This is a genomic window from Proteiniclasticum aestuarii (genome assembly GCF_017368455.1).
Taxonomy (GTDB): domain Bacteria; phylum Bacillota; class Clostridia; order Clostridiales; family Clostridiaceae; genus Proteiniclasticum; species Proteiniclasticum aestuarii.
The window spans coordinates 168,357-187,504 of record NZ_JAFNJU010000008.1 but is presented as its reverse complement, the minus strand read 5'-3'; the positions used below and the strand labels follow the sequence as shown (position 1 = coordinate 187,504).

At 41.3% G+C, this 19,148-nt stretch carries 18 protein-coding genes; 11 read left to right on the top strand and 7 right to left on the bottom strand.

Translation table 11 applies throughout. The features are described 5' to 3' along the window. Nucleotides 1–747: 747 nt before the first annotated feature. The 7 genes from gyrA to dnaA all read right to left on the bottom strand — a co-directional run bounded on the left by gyrA (nucleotide 748) and on the right by dnaA (nucleotide 9,760). The gene (gene gyrA, locus J3A84_RS11510) at nucleotides 748–3,318 is read right to left on the bottom strand and encodes a DNA gyrase subunit A (RefSeq protein WP_207600173.1); all 2,571 of its coding nucleotides are present in this window, start codon (nucleotides 3,316–3,318) and stop codon (nucleotides 748–750) included. 13 nt (nucleotides 3,319–3,331) lie between these two features. Next, nucleotides 3,332–5,278, bottom strand: a complete 1,947-nt coding sequence (gyrB, locus tag J3A84_RS11505; RefSeq protein WP_207600172.1) for a DNA topoisomerase (ATP-hydrolyzing) subunit B — start codon at nucleotides 5,276–5,278, stop codon at nucleotides 3,332–3,334. Nucleotides 5,279–5,341: 63 nt separating this feature from the next. Next, nucleotides 5,342–5,602 carry an extracellular matrix regulator RemB gene (gene remB / locus J3A84_RS11500; RefSeq protein ID WP_207600171.1) on the bottom strand — a complete coding sequence of 87 codons (261 nt, stop codon included), beginning with the start codon at nucleotides 5,600–5,602 and terminating at the stop codon, nucleotides 5,342–5,344. After that, nucleotides 5,603–6,697 carry a DNA replication/repair protein RecF gene (gene recF / locus J3A84_RS11495; RefSeq protein WP_207600170.1) on the bottom strand — a complete coding sequence of 365 codons (1,095 nt, stop codon included), beginning with the start codon at nucleotides 6,695–6,697 and terminating at the stop codon, nucleotides 5,603–5,605. 90 nt (nucleotides 6,698–6,787) lie between these two features. Next, the gene (yaaA, locus tag J3A84_RS11490) at nucleotides 6,788–7,000 is read right to left on the bottom strand and encodes a S4 domain-containing protein YaaA (RefSeq protein ID WP_207600169.1); all 213 of its coding nucleotides are present in this window, start codon (nucleotides 6,998–7,000) and stop codon (nucleotides 6,788–6,790) included. Between the two features lie 8 nt (nucleotides 7,001–7,008). Next, nucleotides 7,009–8,109, bottom strand: coding sequence for a DNA polymerase III subunit beta (gene dnaN / locus J3A84_RS11485; protein ID WP_207600168.1), 1,101 nt, complete (start codon nucleotides 8,107–8,109; stop codon nucleotides 7,009–7,011). Between the two features lie 301 nt (nucleotides 8,110–8,410). After that, nucleotides 8,411–9,760: a chromosomal replication initiator protein DnaA gene (gene dnaA / locus J3A84_RS11480; RefSeq protein WP_207600167.1), complete on the bottom strand. Its 1,350-nt coding sequence runs from the start codon at nucleotides 9,758–9,760 to the stop codon at nucleotides 8,411–8,413. A 558-nt stretch (nucleotides 9,761–10,318) separates the two neighbouring features. Here dnaA and rpmH point away from each other — a divergent pair. From rpmH to J3A84_RS11425, 11 genes are all read left to right on the top strand, one after another. After that, the gene (gene rpmH, locus J3A84_RS11475) at nucleotides 10,319–10,453 is read left to right on the top strand and encodes a 50S ribosomal protein L34 (protein ID WP_031575587.1); all 135 of its coding nucleotides are present in this window, start codon (nucleotides 10,319–10,321) and stop codon (nucleotides 10,451–10,453) included. A 50-nt stretch (nucleotides 10,454–10,503) separates the two neighbouring features. Next, complete coding sequence (rnpA, locus tag J3A84_RS11470; RefSeq protein ID WP_207600166.1) at nucleotides 10,504–10,881, top strand: ribonuclease P protein component; 378 nt, start codon at nucleotides 10,504–10,506, stop codon at nucleotides 10,879–10,881. Further along, complete coding sequence (yidD, locus tag J3A84_RS11465; RefSeq protein WP_207600165.1) at nucleotides 10,850–11,065, top strand: membrane protein insertion efficiency factor YidD; 216 nt, start codon at nucleotides 10,850–10,852, stop codon at nucleotides 11,063–11,065. The genes rnpA and yidD overlap by 32 nt, the downstream gene beginning before the upstream one ends. Before the next feature lie 19 nt (nucleotides 11,066–11,084). Then, nucleotides 11,085–11,777: a YidC/Oxa1 family membrane protein insertase gene (locus J3A84_RS11460; protein WP_207600164.1), complete on the top strand. Its 693-nt coding sequence runs from the start codon at nucleotides 11,085–11,087 to the stop codon at nucleotides 11,775–11,777. A gap of 33 nt (nucleotides 11,778–11,810) precedes the next feature. Continuing rightward, entirely contained in the window at nucleotides 11,811–12,443 is a 633-nt protein-coding gene (jag, locus tag J3A84_RS11455) for an RNA-binding cell elongation regulator Jag/EloR (RefSeq protein WP_207600163.1), read from the top strand. Nucleotides 12,444–12,624: 181 nt separating this feature from the next. After that, nucleotides 12,625–13,995: a tRNA uridine-5-carboxymethylaminomethyl(34) synthesis GTPase MnmE gene (gene mnmE, locus J3A84_RS11450; RefSeq protein WP_207600162.1), complete on the top strand. Its 1,371-nt coding sequence runs from the start codon at nucleotides 12,625–12,627 to the stop codon at nucleotides 13,993–13,995. Nucleotides 13,996–14,006: 11 nt separating this feature from the next. Beyond that, a complete protein-coding gene (gene mnmG, locus J3A84_RS11445; protein WP_242694179.1) occupies nucleotides 14,007–15,908 on the top strand; it encodes a tRNA uridine-5-carboxymethylaminomethyl(34) synthesis enzyme MnmG in 1,902 nt (633 codons plus the stop codon). Between the two features lies 1 nt (nucleotide 15,909). Further along, nucleotides 15,910–16,632, top strand: coding sequence for a 16S rRNA (guanine(527)-N(7))-methyltransferase RsmG (gene rsmG, locus J3A84_RS11440; RefSeq protein WP_207600161.1), 723 nt, complete (start codon nucleotides 15,910–15,912; stop codon nucleotides 16,630–16,632). Nucleotides 16,633–17,004: 372 nt separating this feature from the next. Next, a complete protein-coding gene (locus J3A84_RS11435) occupies nucleotides 17,005–17,775 on the top strand; it encodes a ParA family protein (RefSeq protein WP_207600160.1) in 771 nt (256 codons plus the stop codon). A 3-nt stretch (nucleotides 17,776–17,778) separates the two neighbouring features. Then, nucleotides 17,779–18,615: a ParB/RepB/Spo0J family partition protein gene (locus J3A84_RS11430; protein WP_207600159.1), complete on the top strand. Its 837-nt coding sequence runs from the start codon at nucleotides 17,779–17,781 to the stop codon at nucleotides 18,613–18,615. 8 nt (nucleotides 18,616–18,623) lie between these two features. Then, nucleotides 18,624–19,136, top strand: a complete 513-nt coding sequence (locus tag J3A84_RS11425) for a DUF4446 family protein (RefSeq protein WP_207600158.1) — start codon at nucleotides 18,624–18,626, stop codon at nucleotides 19,134–19,136. Nucleotides 19,137–19,148: the final 12 nt, after the last annotated feature.

The following is a 19,148-nucleotide window of genomic DNA, read 5'->3' as shown; positions in this document are numbered from 1 at the left end:
TAAAGTTTGAACTAGCTATTCATTACACTAGCTTTGAATTCAATTGCTTGAATTCCACTTCCGTGATGGAAGTGTTTTTGCATCCGGTCACCCGGCTGCCCATCTTCTAATTGCTCGAAGATGTTTTTCCGATTACTCGAAAAGGTACTTTGGTTTTTTACCTATATTCTGTTTAATTTTCAAAGAACTGTTTGTGTTGTTTCGCATCACTTGTCTCAAGCGACTTGTCTATAATATCATGCCAGTAATTGTCGGTGTTTATACACAATTCATTTTGAGTCAAATACATCATTAATACTCTTATTTACTCTTAATTTCGCATTAACCCTTATTGTGATACACACGGAGTTGTTTCCGAGTGAATCTTCCTTTTCAACGTGATATCACCCTGTAAAAACCCGTTTTTATCGTATGATATCTCTCGAAATGATTATAATGTTCGTTTCGTGGTGTTTTCAGAATAGAATAGAGCAGAATACCGATTAAAATGGATGATCTTTACAGGTCAACCATTTGCTTTGTGATCCCCTCATAGGGCTTTCCTCTATTCTTCATCATGTCCATTGTCTTTATTATCGTTAAGACCAGAATCTTTCTATAGAAGCAGTCCATTCTCTTCAGCCATCTTAGGGTCACAGCTGTGATTTTATAGTGGTGCTAGGATTTCTGGTTTTCCGATTCAGGCTTTTAGCAAAACCATCAATACAAAAAAGAGAACCCTTTCGGATTCTCTTACTATAGTAGTTCTTATTCCAGATCTTCATCTGTATCTTTTTGCAGGTCCTCATCCAGTTCCAGCTCATCCAGCTCCGGATAATCAGAATCCATGGCATCGCTTAGCTCTTTCTCGATGAGCTGATCGCTGTCGATTTCTTCCACTTCCGGTCCTTCCTCTTCTCTGACTGCGATGATTTTAGCTAGAGAGACGACCTTGCATTCATCAGAAGTTCTCATGAGCTTAACACCCATGGCGTTTCTTGATGTCACTGAGATCTCTCCTACATTGATACGGATGGCTACACCGTCGGAATTGACCAGCAGCAGTTCATCTTCGTTACTGCAGGATCTTGCGCCTACGACGTTACCTGTCTTGTTTGTGACCTTATAGGCAATAAGTCCCTTACCGCCTCTGTTCTGACTCTTATACTGCTCTGTAGGCGTTCTCTTTCCTAGTCCGTTCTCAGACACGACCAGAATATCCTCACCCTGGACTGCGATATCAAAGGATACGCAGGCATCTCCAGTTCTCAGAGATATGCCTTTGACACCTGTAGCGGTTCTGCCCATTGGTCTGACGTCCTGCTCATTGAACTTGATTGCATAACCAAGCTTCGTGACCAGAATGAGATCCGCATCTCCACGCGTGAATTTGACATTGAGCAGTGAATCTCCTTCTTTCAGATTCAGTGCAATGAGTCCGTTCTTTCTGATGTTGCTGAAATCATGAAGCGTGGTCTTTTTGATGATTCCATCTGTTGTGGCAAACACCAGATATCCGTCTTTTTCCATATCACTGATGGAAATGACAGCCTGGATGCTCTCATCCTGGTCCACTGGAATGAGATTCACAAGGTTGATGCCCTTGGAAGTTCTTCCAGATTCAGGAATCTCATAAGCCTTCAGCTTGTATACCTTCCCCTTGGATGTGAAGAAAAGAAGATTCTTATGGGTAGACGTGACAAAGACCTTATGAATCACGTCGTCTTCCTTTGTTGTCATGGCCTGTACGCCTCTTCCGCCTCTCTTCTGTGCGGAATAGGTGGCTGCTGAAATTCTCTTGATGTATCCGTCCTCAGTCAATGTGATGACCACATCTTCCTCGTTGATGAGATCCTCATAATCAATTTCGAACTCACCCTTCTGGATATCTGTTCTTCTTTCATCGCCATACTTGTTCTTGATTTCAATGAGTTCTTCCTTTATAACAGAAAGAAGCTTCATTTCATCACTGATGATGCTCTCAAGATAAGCGATGAGTTCCATCAGCGAATTGTATTCTTCCTCGATCTTATCTCTTTCCAGACCTGTCAGTCTTCTGAGTCTCATATCGAGTATGGCCACCGCCTGCTTGTCCGATAAACCGAATCTCGTGATCAGTTCTTCTTTTGCGATATCTGTGGTCTTGGAATTTCGAAGCACCTTGATGACTTCATCAATGTTGTCCAGGGCGATTCTTAATCCTTCTAGGATATGTGCACGATCTTTCGCTTTGTTCATTTCGAAGATACTTCTTCTTGTAAGCACTTCCTTCTGGAAATTGATGTAGTGCTTCAGTATATCCTTCAGATTCAGTACCTTAGGGGCATTGTCAACCAGTGCAAGATTGATGACACCGAAGGTATCCTGCACTTTCGTTTTCTTGTAGAGGTAGTTCAGAACCACATGAGCATTGGCATCTCTTTTCAGTTCGATGACAATTCTCATACCATCTCTGTCTGATTCATCTCTCAGATCGGAAATACCAGTAAGCTTCTTGTCTCTTACATGATCTGCGATATTTTCAATGAGTTTCGCTTTATTTACCATATAAGGAAGTTCGGTGATGATGATTCTCTGTCTGCTGTTGACTTCTTCGATCATGCTCTTGGCACGTACAAAGATCTTACCTCTTCCTGTTTCATAGGCTTCTCTGATGCCGGATACCCCCATGATGGTTCCACCGGTAGGAAAGTCCGGTCCTTTGACGAACTGCATCAGTTCAAGAACTTCCGAATCCGGATTTTCGATGAGATAAACCGCGGCATCGATGACTTCTCCGAGGTTGTGCGGTGGAATATTGGTCGCCATACCTACAGCAATACCTGATGAACCGTTCACCAGAAGATTCGGGAATCTTGAAGGAAGAACCGTAGGCTCTTTTTCTTCTCCGTCAAAGTTCGGCACGAAATCCACTGTATCCTTATTGATGTCTCTGAGCATTTCAGAAGAAATCTTTGCAAGTCTGGCTTCTGTATATCTCATGGCCGCTGCTCCGTCTCCGTCCACGGAACCGAAGTTTCCGTGTCCTTCCACCAGCAGATATCTGGTGGAGAAGTCCTGTGCCAGTCTTACCAGAGCATCATAAACAGAAGTATCTCCATGTGGATGGTACTTACCCAGTACGTCTCCGACGATTCTGGCACACTTTCTATATCCCTTTTCATTGTATATACCCAGCTCGTGCATGGAGAAAAGAATTCTTCTGTGCACGGGTTTCAGTCCATCTCTGATATCTGGAAGCGCACGTCCTACAATTACGCTCATGGCATAATTGATGTAACTGGTTTTCATTTCTTTTCGTAAGTCTATCGGTAAAACTTTACCTTCGTTGTTGTTCAATTACTCGCTCCTCCTATATATCAAGATTATCTACTAATTTGGCATTCTTTTCGATGAACGCTCTTCTGGGTTCAACCTTATCGCCCATGAGAATCGTGAAGATCTCATCCGCAGCTTTGGCATCTTCCACATCCGCTCTCAGAAGAATTCTGTTCTCAGGGTCCATGGTTGTTTCCCACAGCTGCTCTGCATTCATTTCACCAAGACCTTTGTATCTCTGCAGTGCTATGGAGGAATCTTTTCCACCTAACCTTGCTACAATCTCTTCCATTTCCCGATCAGAGTATGCATATTCATGGGTCTTTCCCTTTGAAACTTTGTATAGTGGTGGTTGCGCTATATAAACATGCCCATTTTCAATGAGCTCTCTCATGTATCTATAGAAGAATGTGAGAAGAAGAGTTCTGATATGCGCACCATCCACGTCGGCATCGGTCATGATGATGATACGTGAATAACGCAGTTTACTGGTATCGAAGTCTTTGCCGATACCTGCACCGAAAGCTGTAATCATGCTTCTGATGGTATCGGAGCCCAGCATCTTATCCAGTCTTGCCTTCTCCACGTTCATGATCTTACCTCTTAGAGGCAGGATCGCCTGGAACTGTCTGTTTCGGCCCTGCTTTGCAGAACCTCCCGCGGAATCTCCCTCTACGATGTAGATTTCGGATTCCAGAGGATCCTTGGAGGCACAATCTGCCAGTTTACCTGGAAGAGTTGTTCTTTCCAGAACGCTCTTTCTTGTCAGTTCTCTTGCTTTTCTTGCCGCTTCTCTGGCTCTTGCTGCCATGAGGGCTTTGTCAATGACGATTTTACCAATGGCAGGATTCTCTTCCAGTATGACTGTCAGTGCATTGCCCACAATGCCGTCTACCACACTTCTCACTTCCGCATTGCCCAGCTTTGTTTTGGTCTGTCCCTCAAACTGAGGATCCGTCAGTTTAACGGATACTACGGCAGTAAGACCTTCTCTGATGTCATCACCGGAAAGGTTTTTATCGTTTTCCTTGATATGTCCAAATCTTCTGCCATAATCATTGACGACTCTTGTCAGTGCTCTCTTGAATCCATCAAGATGAGTTCCGCCTTCCAGAGTATCGATGTTGTTGGCATAGGTGAAGATATTCTCACTATAGCTGTCATTGAACTGAAGTCCGATTTCCACAATGTATTCGTCTTTCACTTCGTCGATGTACATGACTTCCTTATGCAGCACTTCCTTGTTTCGGTTCAGGTACTCCACAAAGGATTTGATACCGCCTTCATAGTAATAGGATTCCTCTTTGATGTCACCTTCCTCATCTTCTCTTTCATCCGTAAGAGAGATTCTGAGTCCTTTGTTGAGGAAGGCCAGTTCTCTCAATCTTTCCGAAAGAATTTCATAATCGAACTCCACTTCATCAAAAATGGTCTTGTCGGGCAGGAATGTGGTTTTTGTTCCGGTATGATCGGATACCCCGATCTCTTCCAGACCGCCCACAGGATTTCCATAGGCGAACTTCTGAAGATAGACTTTATTGTTTCTTCTGATCTCCACTCTACAGGTTTCTGAAAGGGCATTGACGACCGATGCACCTACACCGTGAAGTCCACCGGAAACCTTGTATCCTCCACCACCGAATTTTCCACCGGCATGAAGGACGGTCATGATGACTTCAACCGTTGATTTACCAAGCTTTTCATTCATTCCGATGGGCATACCACGTCCGTCATCCACTACTGTAATGGAATTATCCTTATGGATGTAGACTTCGATATGGCTGCAGTATCCTGCCAGTGCCTCATCTATACTGTTGTCGACGATTTCATAGACCAGGTGGTGTAGTCCTCTTGATGACGTGGAACCGATATACATACCCGGTCTTTTTCTGACAGCCTCAAGACCTTCCAGCACCTGGATGTTACTGTCCTCATACCCTGTGTCCACTCGCGTGTTTTTACCATTACTTGTATCTGACATATTTTCCAACTCATGTTCCTTTGTATTTTCAATATTGCTCTCTAACATACCATGGCCTCCCTTCTATTCCTCTAAACGCAGTTTTGTTCTTTTTGACAGAGTTTTTGAGGAAATGGGCGATAAATAGATTATCGATTTTTTCTCGATCTCTGCAACTATAATGGATTTCGGCTTCTCATCGGTAATTCTCTCCACAAATCCATCTTCCTCCGCCAGGCGAAGAAACTGACTTGTATCGGAACTGTACATAGATGATTCCACATCAAATATCCCAATAACATCCTTCATGGGAATCACAACATTTTCTCCAAGATGCAAAAACATCTACTCACCTCCATCTGCTATAGAACCGTTCTTGACATTAAATAATCTGTAATTTCCTGTGAGATATTCTTCGATGTTTTCCACTCCTGTACAGGTAATTACAGTCTGAATGTTTTCTATGGATTTCAATATGAATTTCTTTCTGGATAGATCCAGTTCAGACAGAACATCATCCAGAAGAAGTATGGGGTATTCCCCTTTCACCTTCCTGATGATTTCAAGCGAGGAGAATTTCATCGTAAGCACCGCTGTTCTCTGCTGTCCCTGGGAACCGAAGTCTTTTGCATCCACTTCATTGATGAGAATCAGGAAATCATCCCTGTGGATTCCTGCGGATGTGGTTCCTCTTTCAATATCCATTTCCCTCTTTCGGGTCAGTTCTTTTTTCAGGTTCTCCCTGAGATTTCCTTCCAGTGAAAAAGAACTTTTGTATTCATATCTGATTTCTTCCTTGTTTGTGGTGATTTCTTTATGAATGGAATAACCATAAGAATTCAACAGATTGATGTAATTGATTCTCTGCTTCGCAATGTAATCCGCATGTTCACTCAGCTTAACATCATAGATATCAAGAATGTTTCTGTCGATTCTTCTTGATTTCAGAAGCGCATTTCTTTCAGCCAGCACTTTATTGTAAGATACCAGAGAATTATAGTACTTCTTGTCCAGCTGACTGATCTCCATATCCAGAAATTTTCTTCGAAGACCCGGAGATTCTTTCACGATCTTCAGATCTTCAGGAGAGAACATGACAACATTCAGTACGCCAAGCAGATCACCGATCTTCGTCAGTTTGACCTTATTGACAGAAATGGATTTTCTGCCATCGGAAAGAAGATTCATGTCTATGGTCTTGTCCAATCTGTCTTTTTCTATATACACCCTTACCTGCGCATTTTTTTCGTTCCACATGATCAGGTCTTTGACCTTGTTGGTTCGATGAGAACGGCCAAAGGCGGCATAATAGATCGATTCAAGAATATTCGTCTTCCCTTGCGCATTTTCTCCCTGGAATACATTGACATCTTTGCCTAATTCAATATTCAGTTGTTTGTAATTTCTGTAGTTTATTAGACTGATGTTTCTTATTTTCATTAAAAATCTCCTACAAGACATTATACCACATAGAAGACCAACCTTCTATGTGGTATACGGCTCAATACATATTGAAAATCTTATAGCCTGTTAGGATTCAGAAACTGCAGTGAAAACCTCGCCATTGAATTCCACCTTATCTCCAGGGTATATTTTCTTTCCCCTTCTCAGCTCCACTTCATCATTCACTTTTACAAGTCCTTCCAGGATATAGGCCTTCGCTTCAGAACCTAATGAAACCACACCAGCCCATTTCAGAAAGGAATCCAGTTTTATATACTCCGTATTTATCTTAATATCCATATTTACTCCTATCTCGCTAATCTAACGGGCAGCACCATGTATTTGCAGTTGTCTGTGATACTGTTTCTTATGATCGCAGGACTTACACCTGATGTCATTTCTATGATGATTTCCTCTTCATCCATCACCTTCAGGGTATCCAGAAGATAGTTGGCATTAAATGCGATTTCAATTGCATCTCCATCCATGGATACTGGAACTTCTTCCTTCACCTTACCGAACTGAGAGTTGGAAGTGATCAGAGCCCTGTCGTTTTCGATATTCAGTTTGATCAGTCTTGAAGATCCATCCTTGGCCATGAGAGATGCTCTTTCGATACTCTGGGCCAGGTGCGCTCTCTTCACTTTAAACTGCAACTTGTAATCCGTAGGGATGATGGACTCATACTTGATGAAGTTTCCGGAAAGCAGTCTGGAGACAATCTTGGTATTCTGAATTTCAAACAGAATATGATTGTCATTGAAACTGATGAACAGGTCCTCATCCTTATCACTTAGGATCTTTGATACCTCATTGAGGGTTTTTCCAGGAATGACTACAGACACATCCTCGTTGGACTCCAGATATTCGCTTCTCATGGCGAGTCTGAAACCATCTAAAGCCACCATATTAAGCACTTTATTCTTCACTTCAAAAAGAACACCCATAAGTATCGGTCTTGACTCATCCTGGGCTACGGCAAATGAGGTGCTTCGTATAAGATTTCTGAACGTGTCTTCCTTGATTGCGATCTTCTCTCTATTACCGATTTCAGGAAGCATGGGGAATTCTTCTGCATTCAGATAAAGAAGATTGAACTCTGAATTCTCGCAGGATATCAGAATCGTATTGTTTTCCATAGTTGCCAGCTCGATCATTGCATCTGGAAGTTTTCTGATGATGTCACCAAATAGTTTTGAATCAATAACGATTCTTCCCTCTTCCATAATGGAGGATGCCACCAGCGTCTCGATACTGAGATCAATATCTGAACCTCTCATGATGATTTCCTGATCTCCGGTCTCTATATAGATTCCTTCCAATACCGCCATGGGTGATTTACCAAGTATGGCTTTCTGTACAGTTGAAATACCTTCAACTAAATCTCTTTTCTGACATCTAAAATGCATGATTATACCCTCCTGAATTCATTTAATAAAACAATGTTACATGGGGATAGGTTGGTTCACAGTGTATAAGCTCATCCCCTGCTTATAGTAATAATATAATAGATTTAATAGTATTAGTAGTAGTAGGGCCCGGTATTCTGTGGATAAACCTCAAAGACATTGAAAACAATGGATCATCATCGAATCAAACCTTGTGGATGAATTTGAACTAATTTCTGGAGTTATCCACAATTGTCCACAGGAGATTTCAGCTGGAAACTTATCCACATGTGGACCAACAGGGATTCTAACTCTTTGTTGATTACTGGTTGTTGATCTTCTTAGTGATGATTTTTATTGCATTTGCCAGACTATCATCTGTTTTCAGTGCAGCGGATATCTTTTCATACGCATGAATCACTGTAGTATGATCACGACCTCCGAATTCATCTCCTATTTTAGGCAGACTCATGTCTGTAAGCTTTCTGGAAAGATACATGGCGATCTGTCTTGGGTAGGATACATTTCGGGTTCGTCTCTGCGATTTCAGTTCCTGAATGGATAAATTATAGTAATTCGCCACCACATCCTGAATGAGATCAATGGTAATGGCTTTGGTCTGGCTGGAGGAAATGATATCCTTCAGCGCCTCTGCTGCAAGATCCACCGTGATGTTCTTATTGTTGGTCAGGGATGAATAGGCCATGACTCTGATGAGTGCACCTTCCAGTTCTCTGATGTTGGATTTGATTTTCGTTGCAATATAGACCATGACATCAGAAGACACCACATACTTCTCTATTTCAGCTTTCTTCTTTAATATGGCTATTCTTGTTTCAAAATCAGGAGCCTGGATATCAGCCTGCAGCCCCCATGCGAATCTTGTTCGCAGTCTGTCTTCTAATGTAGGAATCTCGTTTGGTGGTCTATCACTGGATATGATGATCTGTTTTCTTGCTTCATATAATTCATTGAAGGTATGGAAGAATTCTTCCTGGGTACTTTCTTTTCCTGCAATGAACTGGATGTCATCCACAAGCAGCACATCTACATTTCTATATTTATTTCTGAAGTCCAGATTCTTGTCATATCTGATGGAGTTGATCAGTTCGTTGGTGAACTTTTCGGAAGACACATAAACGACCTTCGCGCTGGGGTTATTGGCCTGTATGTGATGCCCTATGGCATGCATCAGATGTGTTTTACCAAGTCCTACTCCACCATATAAAAACAGAGGATTGTAGGCATTGGCCGGTGATTCAGCGACAGCTACAGATGCCGCATGGGCGAATCGGTTGGAATTACCGATGACAAAGGAATCGAATGTGTACTTTGAATTCAGTGATCCGAAAGAATCATTGCTGATTTTGGCCTGAGGTTTGACCTCTTTCACTTCATTTTTAGGCTCTTCCTCTTCGAGTTCTCCGACAACGCAGTCAACATCGATTTCCTGGTTCAGTACATGCTTGATGGATTCCTTAAAGAGAAGCTTATATCGCTGATTGATGATATCTAAGGTAAGTTCATTAGGAACACTAATCATAAATACCCCATTTCTTATACCAATCGGTTTCAATCCTAGAATCCATGTGTTGTAGCTGACCTCGGACATGATTTCGACCTTCAGTATTTTGAGTACCTTTTCCCAGGTTTCATTTAGTTGGGTATCCATGAATTACGTCCTCCTAATAAAATAAATTTTCTGCTATAAAATAAAAATTCCTGAATCAACAGGTAATTAACAGGTTATCTACAGTTTCATTTTCTGTAAATGATGATTGGAACAGGTGTTGATAAATGGCAAAACGAGTCTGTTCATAATGTTGGAAACTCAATTTATCTGACTTAATCACAGCATATCGATGTAAAAAAGTCACATTGTTCGTATAGCGATATGCATTGTCTTTCTTGACAAAACAGAGATTAATGGGTATGTTTATACATGTTAGGAACAGGTTATGCACAGACTTATCCACAGCTGTGGATAACAAGGTGATTTTGCAGCTAATTATCAACAGGTCCTTTCTATAATAGCATATTGAAACAAGCTTGTTCAATAAGTTATCCACAATAACTAGGGCTAAATACAATGTTTGAACTTTTGCATAGATTTCTTGACACCTAGGGATACCATGAGTATAATAGTGTAGTAAAATCGAAGTATTGGGTTAAGTGCGCAGTTTTTGAGCCTGAAGCTAATATGAATAATTGATATGAAGGGGGTGTCAACATGTGGATGACATTTCAGCCTAAGAAGAAGCAGGGTAAGAAAGAGCACGGCTTCAGAAAGAGAATGGCTACTAAAAATGGTAGAAACGTTCTTAAGAGAAGAAGAGCTAAAGGAAGAAAAAGATTATCAGCATAAGGTCGCTTAAATGTGGCCTTTTTCTGTAATTGTCGGAAAGGATTTTCTCCATGAAACATGAAAAACTTAGAAAGAACTCTGAATTTCATCTAGTCTATAGGAGAGGTAGATCTTTTGCCAACAATCTTTTGGTTTTGTATGTGTTTAAAAACAGAAAGAACCATATTAATGGAGTACCTTTTAATAGAATCGGTATTTCAGTGAGTAAAAAAGTCGGAAAGAGCGTAGTCAGGAGTCGGGTTAAAAGATTGATCAGTGAATCATATCGATTAAATAAAGATCGTTATCAGGAAGGATATGATTTCATTATCATTGCCAGGGTATCAAGTCATGACAAGAGTTATTCCGAAATTGAGAAAGCGCTGATTCACGTCTTCAAAAAGGCGGGTTTAGTAAATGATGAAAAAAATACTGTTAAAATCAATTAGATTCTACAGAAAGTATATCTCACCCAACAAGCCTCCAAGCTGCAGGTTCACACCTACATGTTCTGTCTACGCCATAGATGCGGTAGAAAAGTACGGTGCACTGAAGGGAGGCTATATGGCTATCAGAAGAATTTTCAGATGCCATCCGTTATATAAGGGAAGTCTGTATGATCCAGTAGAATAAAACTTGGAGGTAAAAAGGATTGTCTCAATTAAATCAACTGTTTATCTGGATATTTGAGCAGTTAAAATCAGTAGTAGAACTTTTTGTAGCAGATCCAGGCAATCAGTGGGGTCTTACAATTGTGCTATTTACAATACTGTTCAATATACTAATGTTACCTATAAATCTTTCTCAGATGAAAACCATGAGGAAGCAGCAGGCACTTCAGCCGGAAGTGGCAAAGATTCAGGCGAAGTACAAAAATGATCCTCAGAAGCTGCAGGAAATGCAGATGAAGCTTTATAAGGAAAACGGAGTAAACATGTTTGGCGGATGTCTTCCCCTTCTGATTACATATCCGATTTTCATCGCGATGTTCAGTGTGTTCAGACAGCTGGCGGCAGACGGCAGACTAACCGGTTTCGGTTTCACGCCGATCATCCCTGATTTGTCTGCGAACCATAATATTATCTTATCCGCATTATCTGTTGGAACCATGTTGCTTTCAACATATGTTTCCACTCTTAAGACAAAAGGACAGAATAATCCGGCTGCTGCTTCGGCAAACAAGATGCAGTACATGATGGCAGCATTATTCGGATGGATTACCTATACATCGAACTCTGCACTTGGTTTATACTGGGTTACAGGAAATACCTTCAGACTAATACAGGGATTGATCCTGAATGCAGTTGATAAGAAGAAAAGCGAGACTGTTGTAAAAGAGAAGTAATTGGTATTTGTTGCCAAGTAAGGTGGTATTGAAATGAATAGTATGCAATTTTCAGGCAAAAACGTAGAAGAAGCTATTGCAAATGCTCTTAGAGAGCTGAATGTGACAGAAGATAAAATTACATATGAAGTAATTGAGGAAGGTACTAAAGGATTACTTGGACTAATCGGTACCAAACCTGCAATCATTGAAGTGACCATGAAGCCTGTTGAACGAGACCTTAAGGTAGAGGCAACCAGGTTTCTGGCAGGAATCTTTGAAAATATGGATATTACCGCTGAAATGGATGCAGTACTTGAAGATAATTTGCTTAAGATTGATATTTCCGGACCAAAGATGGGTCTTGTCATCGGATATCGAGGGGAAACACTTGATTCACTGCAGTATCTGACCAGTCTTGTTGTCAACAAGAAACGTGAAGGAGAATATGTAAGAGTTATTCTTGATACGGAAGGATACCGCAAAAAGAGAGAAGAGACATTGGAAAGACTGGCTGAGAAGACAGCCTATAAAGTCAAGAAATACAGAAGATCCATGAAGCTTGAACCGATGAATCCCTATGAAAGAAGAATCATCCATTCCAAGCTGCAGAAGATTGAAGGCATTGCTACACATAGTGTCGGTGACGAGCCATTCAGAAGAGTTGTTATAGAACTGGATAAGTAAAAGTAAGCCTGAGTCAGTCTCAGGCTTTTTTGTACAAAAAAACACAGGTATCGGACTAATAGTTAAAATAGTGAAGAGGAGTCCGATAATAAACTACTTGAATTCTAACAGGAATAACTATATTATTTATTAGATAATGTTGCCCTGCCAGAAAATTGCCTGATGGCAGTGAGGAGGATCCATGAGAGAATATGAAACCATTGCTGCAATCTCTACAGCTTTAGGAGAAAGCGGTGTTTCCATAATAAAGATATCTGGTGATAGATCGAAGGAGATTACAGCAAAGATATTTAAGCAAAAAAGCAATAAAGATTTCCTTGATGCCAAACCATGGACCATCAGCTATGGACACGTGGTGGATATGGTCTCAGAGGAAATCATCGACGAGGTCCTTGTAAGCTATTTTAAGGGGCCTAGAAGCTTCACCGCAGAAGATGTGGTTGAAATCAGCTGCCATGGCGGACGCGTTGCCACAGAGTCTGTATTGAACGCTGTATTCCAGGCGGGAGCCAGACCAGCTGAACCGGGAGAATTCACCAAAAGAGCTTTTCTGAATGGAAGAATCGATCTGTCCCAGGCAGAAGCTGTCATTGACATCATTCATGCTAAAACAGAGCTTTCCATGAAGTCTGCCCTCAGTCAGAGCGGAGGTAAACTATCTCAGGAGATTACCGAACTGCGGAATCAGATTCTGAATCTGCTTGCTTTCATCGAAGTCACTGTGGATTTTCCAGAAGAGGATCTGGAATTCACCACAGGACAGGAAGTCAGTGAAAAGCTTCGTGGAATGCTTCTGCAAGTATCGGATCTGATTCGGACATCGGAAGAAGGAAAGATTCTGAGAGATGGCTTGAGCATAGCCATCATCGGGAAACCGAATGTAGGAAAGAGTTCCCTGCTGAATGCATTATTAAGAGAAAACCGTGCCATTGTGACGGATATACCTGGTACTACAAGAGATATTATTGAGGAATACCTGAATATCGACGGAATTCCCATCAAGATTACGGATACAGCGGGTATACGTGAAACAGAAGATATTGTGGAGCGAATCGGTGTAGACCGATCCAAAGGAAAGATAGATGAAGCCGATCTTATCGTCTTTGTTCTGGACAGTTCCAGACCGCTGGACCAGGAAGATAAAGATATAATTAAGTATATAGATAATAGAAAAAGTATAACACTTATTAATAAAGTGGATCTACAGGAGAAAATGGATCTTCAAGGACTGGATCTTGGAGAAACCATAGGTGTATCGGCTCTGAACGGATATGGTATAAATGAGCTGAAGAAAAGGATCAAGGATCTGTTCTTTCATGGCAGCATTGAAGTTAATGATCTGATGGTGACAAACAGAAGACATAAAGAAGCGCTTCTGCGAGCTTATGAAAAGATGTCTGCGGCCAAAAGCGCCATAGACCAGGGCATTTCTCTGGATCTGGCGGCTATTGACCTGAATGCGGCATGGAACTATTTTGGAGAAATAACAGGAGATACCCTAGCAGAAGATTTAGTGGATAAAATATTCAGTGACTTCTGCATCGGGAAATAGAGGTGAATAAATTGATTACATATAATGCGGGCAACTATGATGTGATAGTTGTTGGTGCAGGACACGCAGGATGTGAAGCAGCCTTGGCTTCGGCAAGACTTGGACTGAAGACACTGATGTGCACCATGAATATTGAAAGCCTGGCATTCATGCCATGCAATCCGAATATCGGAGGGACATCCAAAGGACACCTGGTCAGAGAACTGGATGCGTTGGGTGGCGAAATGGGTGTCAACATCGACAAGACGCTGATCCAGTCGAGAATGCTGAACACCTCGAAAGGTCCAGCAGTGCACTCATTAAGAGCCCAGGCTGATAAAGTCGAATATCAGAAAGAGATGCGTAAAGTCGTTGAAAATACCGATAATCTTTATCTGAGACAGATAGAAGTGACGGATCTCATTGTGGAAGATGGTGTAGTGAAAGGTGTCAGTACAAGAAATGGCGGAAACTTCATGGGAAGTGCTGTGATTCTGGCTACGGGAACCTATCTCGCCAGCAAGATCATTATTGGAGAAGCAAATTATGAAAGTGGTCCCAATGGGCTTTCCAGTGCCAAGGTGTTATCGGAAAACCTGGACAAGCTGGGTTTCGAGATGCATAGATTCAAAACAGGAACACCAGTCAGAGTACATAAAAGAAGCATCGATTTTTCATTGATGGAGGAGCAGAAAGGTGATGAAAGAATCATTCCTTTCTCATTTGTCCATGACAATTATCTTGAAGCACCAATAGACAGAGAGCAGATCAGCTGCTATCTGACCTACACCAATGAGCATACCCACAAAGTGATCGACAAGAACAGGCATCGTTCACCCATGTTCAACGGAAGTATTGAAGGTGTCGGTGCAAGATACTGTCCATCCATTGAAGATAAGATCTACAGATTTCCAGACAAATCAAGACACCAGATTTTTCTTGAGCCTGAAGGAAAAGAGACGAACGAGATGTATGTACAGGGAATGTCATCTTCCCTACCGGAAGAAGTTCAGATTGAAATGCTGAAGACCATACCGGCATTTCGAAACATTGAAATCACAAGAACCGGATATGCCATTGAATATGAGATGATTGACCCGCTCCAGCTATACCCAACCCTGGAGTTCAAGATGATCAGGGGATTATATGGTGCAGGCCAGATCAACGGGACATCCGGATATGAGGAAGCTGCGGCACAGGGAATAGTGGCTGGTATCAATGCGGCACTTAAAATCAAAGGTGAAGAGCCCATGATCATTGATCGTTCACAGGGATACATCGGTGTACTCATCGATGATCTGGTGACGAAAGGAACCAATGAGCCCTATCGTATGATGACAAGCCGCGCGGAATACAGACTCCTTCTCCGACAGGATAATGCGGACTTACGCCTGACTGAAATCGGAAGAAGAGTCGGACTGGTTTCAGATGAGCGATATGAGAAATACATCTCCAGAAAGAATATGATTGAAAATGAACTGGAGAGACTCAAGAAGCTTCAGATTACAGGGAAAAGAGAAGTGAATGAACTTCTGGAGAAGAAAGGCTCTACTGAGCTGAAGAAACCGACGTCTCTCTATGAACTCATCAAGAGACCAGAACTGGATTATTTCAAGGTTGCGGACTTCGATCCGGATAGACCAGATCTTCGGATTGATATACAGGAACAGGTCAATGTCATGAGTAAATATGAAGGTTACATCAAGCAGCAGTTTGAAGATGTAGCCCAGTTTGCCAAGTACGAGAAGAAAAAACTTGATGGAATTGAGGATTATTTCAGCATCAAGGGACTACGAATTGAAGCAGCCCAGAAGCTGAATAAACTGAAACCTGTGAATCTAGGACAGGCATCAAGAATTTCAGGGGTAAATCCTGCAGACATCACAGTCATTCAGATTTATCTGGAATCAAAGCGAAAAAGCAGGGAGGCTTAGGATGTATTTTGATATCATGAAAAAAAGCGCCGATCAGCTCAATCTGACTTTCAGCAGAGATCAGTATGAACAGTTCATGCAATATAAGTTGCTGCTGAAGCAATGGAATGAAAAACTGAATCTGACAGCCATAACTGAAGATGATGAAATCATCAGCAAACACTTTATTGATTCTATCCAGGCGTTCCAGTCAGAAGAACTGAACCATGCAGAGTCTTTGATTGATGTGGGTACGGGCGCTGGATTTCCGGGATTACCCATTAAAATCATGAAGCCTGAGCTGAAGATTACGCTCCTGGACTCGTTGAACAAAAGACTGAATTTCCTGCGTGCAGTCTCGGAAGAGATGAACCTGGAGAATGTGGAGTTTGTTCACAGCAGAGCTGAGGATGGTGCCAGAAAGTCGGAATATAGAGACTCATATGACGTAGCCGTATCCAGAGCGGTTGCAAACCTCACATTGCTTACAGAGCTGTGCCTACCCTATGTTAAGGTGGGTGGACATTTCATAGCACTGAAAGGTCCTGCAGTTGAACAGGAAATTGAGGACGCGGAGTATGCGGTTAAAGTTCTGGGTGGAAAAATCATCAGAATACAGAAAGTCAAGGTAGAAGGTACAGACCTGAATCATAATCTGGTTGTAATCAGGAAAATGAAGCCCACACCGAAAGGTTATCCCAGATCCTCAGCAGCGATCAAAAAGTCATTAATCTCTGAGAAATAGCTGATATAGCTAAAATTTTCAAATGTTTCACGTGAAACAAAATGTAGATTCGTCTATGTTTCACGTGAAACATTTTTATTTGCCTACATTTAGAGTTGAACAAGACAAACGATCTATAAAATATTCGTCAATCAAATAAGCTAAGAAGTATGTGGTGAAAGACAGAATGTTTCACGTGAAACATTTCTTCTGATGACAACAAAAGATTAATTTTAAACTTCGTTAATCGATGTAAAGCTTGAGAAACCTACTTTGTAAAGATCCCGATCACGAATGTTTCACGTGAAACATCTTTTAGGAACTATGAAACTGCATTGATAAGCGTTATAATCAGAATTAAGAGTTCAAAGGAAGAATAAAAAGGAGTGTTATATGAAAATCGTCAGTATTTTTAACCAAAAAGGTGGTGTTGGAAAAACTACCACAAACATAAATCTTGCTTCCTATATTGCACTGAAGGGTCACAAGGTGCTTGTAATTGATATAGATCCTCAGGGTAATACATCCAGTGGATTGGGTATCGAGAAGGATCAGCAGGAGAATACCACTTATGAGCTGCTGCTTTCTGAAACCAAAATTGGTGAAGTTATACAGAAAGTGGAAAAAGTGGAAAATCTGAGTATTGTACCTTCCAATATGGATTTAGCCGGTGCAGATCTTGAATTAAGCTACATGGAGAACAGAGAATCGATTCTGAAGAATAAAATCCAGGGTCTTGAAGAAGAGTTTGATTTCATCATCATTGACTGTCCTCCATCACTGGGGCTTCTGACAATCAATGCACTGACTGCATCAGATACTGTGCTTATACCGATGCAGTGTGAGTATTATGCATTGGAAGGTATAAGTCAGCTGATCAAAACTGTTCAGAAGGTCAAAAAAGGCTTGAATAAGAATCTTGAAATCGAAGGTGTTGTCCTGACGATGTTTGATCCTCGCAGGAATCTTCAGCTGCAGGTGGCAGAAGAGCTGAAGTCATACTTTGGTGAGCTGGTGTATGAAAATTCGATTCCAAGGAATGTGAGATTGGCAGAAGCACCAAGTTTCGGGATCCCAATAGCGCTGTATGATTCAAGAGCCAAGGGCGCTGAAGCATATTCGGATCTTGCAGACGAGTTCTTAAGAAAAAATCTAGGGAGGTAGATGATGGCTAAGAAATTTGGATTGGGTAAAGGATTGGATAAACTGATACCTGAAGATGAAGAAAATATTGGAGTTCTTGACATCAATAAGATCAAACCGAATAAGAAGCAACCAAGAAAGTATTTTGATGAAGAGAAAATAGCGATGTTGGCAGAATCCATCAAAGAGCATGGCATGATTCAACCGATTATTGTGCAGAAAGAGAAAGAGGATTACAGTATCGTGGCTGGAGAAAGACGATGGAGAGCAGCCAAACAAGCGAATCTGAAAGAAGTACCTGTTATCATTATGGATATAACGGAATCAGCAGTACTGGAGATCTCGCTGATCGAGAACATTCAGAGACAGGATCTGAATCCGATTGAAGAAGCAAATGCCTACAAAAGGCTGCTTGGTGATTTTGATCTCACTCAGGAAGAGCTTTCCAGAAAGATCGGCAAATCCAGAACAAGCATCAGCAACACGATGAGGTTAGTCAATCTGGATGATCGGGTACAGGAGTTTCTGATAGAAGAAATACTATCTGAAGGCCATGGCAGAGCTATACTTGCTATAGAAGAGAAAGAAGATCAGTACAAGTTGGCACAAAGAGTTGTCGATGAAAACCTTAATGTAAGAGAAACGGAGAATCTGGCAACGAACTACTATAAAGTGAAACCTGTGGCAAGAAAGATCAGACTGGATCCCTATTTCAAGGATGTTGAAAAAAGACTGGCAAAAACCATTGGAACAAAAGTATCATTAAAGCCGAAAGCCAAGAACAAAGGAAGAATAGAAATAGAATATTATAGTATGGATGATCTGAACAGAATTTTAGAGCATCTGAAACTAGAAGAATAGGTGTTAAAATGGATTACAATATTGTATCGACGTATATTACTGCCAATTTACCGATCATTATACTGATTATGGCCACTGTATTTATCGTAATGTTTTTCTTATCAATAGCACTGCTGATTTCAAATAGAAAGCTTAAAAAAAGATACGATCTGATGATGAAAGACGCCGATAAAGGTTCTCTGGAAGACATGATCAGGTCCTACCAGCGCAAAGTAGATACTTCATATGTAGATACGAAGCTAGCAGTAGAAGAAATCAAACTGCTCAGTAATCAGATCAATCACTGCATTCAGAAAGTAGGCGTAGTACGATATAAAGCTTTCGATGATGTGGGCAGCGATTTAAGCTACAGTGTAGCCATGCTGGACAATAAAAACGACGGTGTCGTGATAACGAGCATCTTCGGACGAAATATGAGTACATCCTATGCGAAGCCTATTAGTAAAGGAACTTCCAAATATGCATTGTCTGAAGAAGAGAATTATGCGATGAATAAGGCCCTAGGGCTGGAAAAGAAATAAAATAAATCGTCA